This is a genomic window from uncultured Gimesia sp. (assembly GCF_963976445.1).
In the GTDB taxonomy this organism is placed as follows: Bacteria; Planctomycetota; Planctomycetia; order Planctomycetales; family Planctomycetaceae; genus Gimesia.
Window position 1 is genome coordinate 1 of record NZ_CAXBKP010000059.1, and the last position, 1,960, is coordinate 1,960.

Sequence of the window (1,960 nt, forward strand, 5' to 3'; positions counted from 1 at the left end):
CCCCGTTCAATCCCGCCGACGTAGGTCCGATCCAGCTCACAAGCATACGCAAAATTCTCCTGCGAGTAACCTTGCTCTTTGCGCAGTTTCCGGACCCGCAGTCCAAATCTCACCAAAATATCTGCTCGTTTTGCCATGCAGGTATTTAACACTTGACAGTGACGATAGAACCACGGACTATAAGTATCATTAAGTTGCTGTAAGTTAGTCCAAGTAGTTGACGGATATCGTCAGGCAGTGGGCAGACTGCTGATATGTCAGTTTTCAACCGTTCCAGTTGGTGATATTGGAATTTCTGATTCGCAGCATTCAATAAATCCATCCAGGGAGCAGATGCATCACGATAATCACTCAAAGCGTAAATCAACAGTGCTCAAAACAGAAAAGGCGAACCTACATCAGCTCTGTACGAGCACAGAATTAAAACCAAACCAAATAGAAAAGGATCGGTAAGTTCCATGCAGGAAGAAAGCAACAAAACAATTGAAAGTACTCAGAGACTCTGGTGGCTGGCGAAGAATGGTGAAGCGGAAGGCCCTCTGTCCCACCAGGAAATCTGTGATGCTTTGAAGTCAAACAGAATCCGTTCAACTGACTATGCCTATTCAGCAGGTGAGAGGGTATGGAAGCCACTGTCTGACTGGAATGAGTTTGAATCGGGAACTGAAGATTCCGCATTGAAAGTTCCCCCAGTCCCACCTGTTCAAAGTTATCGAATCGAACCGTTATTTACCAACGAGAGATTGCCGTCCATGGCAAACGGGATCTGTCTCTACACGCTCCTGATCTCTCCCTGCTTATGGTGCCTCTATGTCGTTTCACAAATAATCAGCGGAACCATTTTAGGGGAAAACGCTCCTCTGGTGGGTGTGGAAGCGTTAGCAATGTTTTTTGAAATGCTTGCCTCAATGGCTGTGACAGTTTCACTGTTCATTGGCGGAATGCGTCTTCGAGCTTTGCGCCGTTCCGGGCCGACGATCATTATCCTCAGTATCGTGGTCGCCACTGCGGCCCTGCTTCTGTTGATTTTCTGCTTGATTGTGCTCATGGCCATGTCTGACCAAAACACCTTCGCTTCAAAAACCGTGGCAGTCGAGTTGATCGACTATTTTGTATTCATTATCGCACTGTGCGAAGGAGCGTTCATGATCACAGCAATTCTCTGGCTTCGACGCAATGAGCGGTTTCTTCCCCTGTCTTGAAGAGCTACTGTAAATAGAGCAGAGGAGTATAAATTGACCAACCTGACAATGAAAAAGAAAGAATTTCATGACCGAATATATCATCCCCGAAAACAGAGAAGCGCCAGAGTGGCGTTTTGATGATCAGGGTCTGCTCGCAGGCCCCTATTCTTATCACGAACTCCAAGAATTTGTTGAGCAGGACTACATCCAGCCAGAGACCGAGATTATTCACGATGAGGGCAGGAAATATCAGGCATTCGAGATCGGATTGTTTCCCGGCTTCGTCATTGAAAAAACAGACTCTGCCCAGGAGTACAGAAACGCTGTCCCTCCGTTACCAGGGTGGAATTTCCTGGTAGGTGTGGTCGTATTGTCAGTAGTTTCATTTAAAGTACAACGGATGATTCCAGCTGACCACTGGTTTCACGGCGTGAAACCATATTCGATGATCATCGGTGGATTCGCTATGGTTTTAATTGGTTGTTATGCATTGTTGACCGGGACAGCCCATGATTTCAGCGGTAACCCGTATCATAGACCTGTGGCAAACAGAATTGGAGGACTCATTGTGATTGGATTTGGCATTTTGTTCGTTGGTGGAGGATTTCAATTTCTTCTTTCGATCAAGTAATTCCTGAGAACGGATTTTAGTGGAAATCCTCAGAAGGTTGTTCCGCATATTCTCCAAAACAGGAATAAGGGTCCACCTGAGAATGAATCAATCACTCCCGCCGATCTCAATCCTACCAAATATTGGTTTCGTTCAAACTCACAGG

Annotated in this window: 2 protein-coding genes; both read left to right on the forward strand. The window is 46.1% G+C overall.

What is annotated here, in order from left to right; all coding sequences use genetic code 11:
* Positions 1-458: 458 nt before the first annotated feature.
* Positions 459-1,202: a DUF4339 domain-containing protein gene (locus tag AAC022_RS27040; RefSeq protein ID WP_339736434.1), complete on the forward strand. Its 744-nt coding sequence runs from the start codon at positions 459-461 to the stop codon at positions 1,200-1,202.
* Positions 1,203-1,269: 67 nt separating this feature from the next.
* Positions 1,270-1,815 carry a hypothetical protein gene (locus AAC022_RS27045; RefSeq protein ID WP_339736436.1) on the forward strand — a complete coding sequence of 182 codons (546 nt, stop codon included), beginning with the start codon at positions 1,270-1,272 and terminating at the stop codon, positions 1,813-1,815.
* Positions 1,816-1,960: the final 145 nt, after the last annotated feature.

Bases quoted from the DNA above. Each gene is read 5' to 3' on its own strand.
- AAC022_RS27040 (WP_339736434.1), top strand. From the start codon at position 459: ATGCAGGAAGAAAGCAACAAAACAATTGAAAGTACTCAGAGACTCTGG.
- AAC022_RS27045 (WP_339736436.1), top strand. From the start codon at position 1,270: ATGACCGAATATATCATCCCCGAAAACAGAGAAGCGCCAGAGTGGCGT.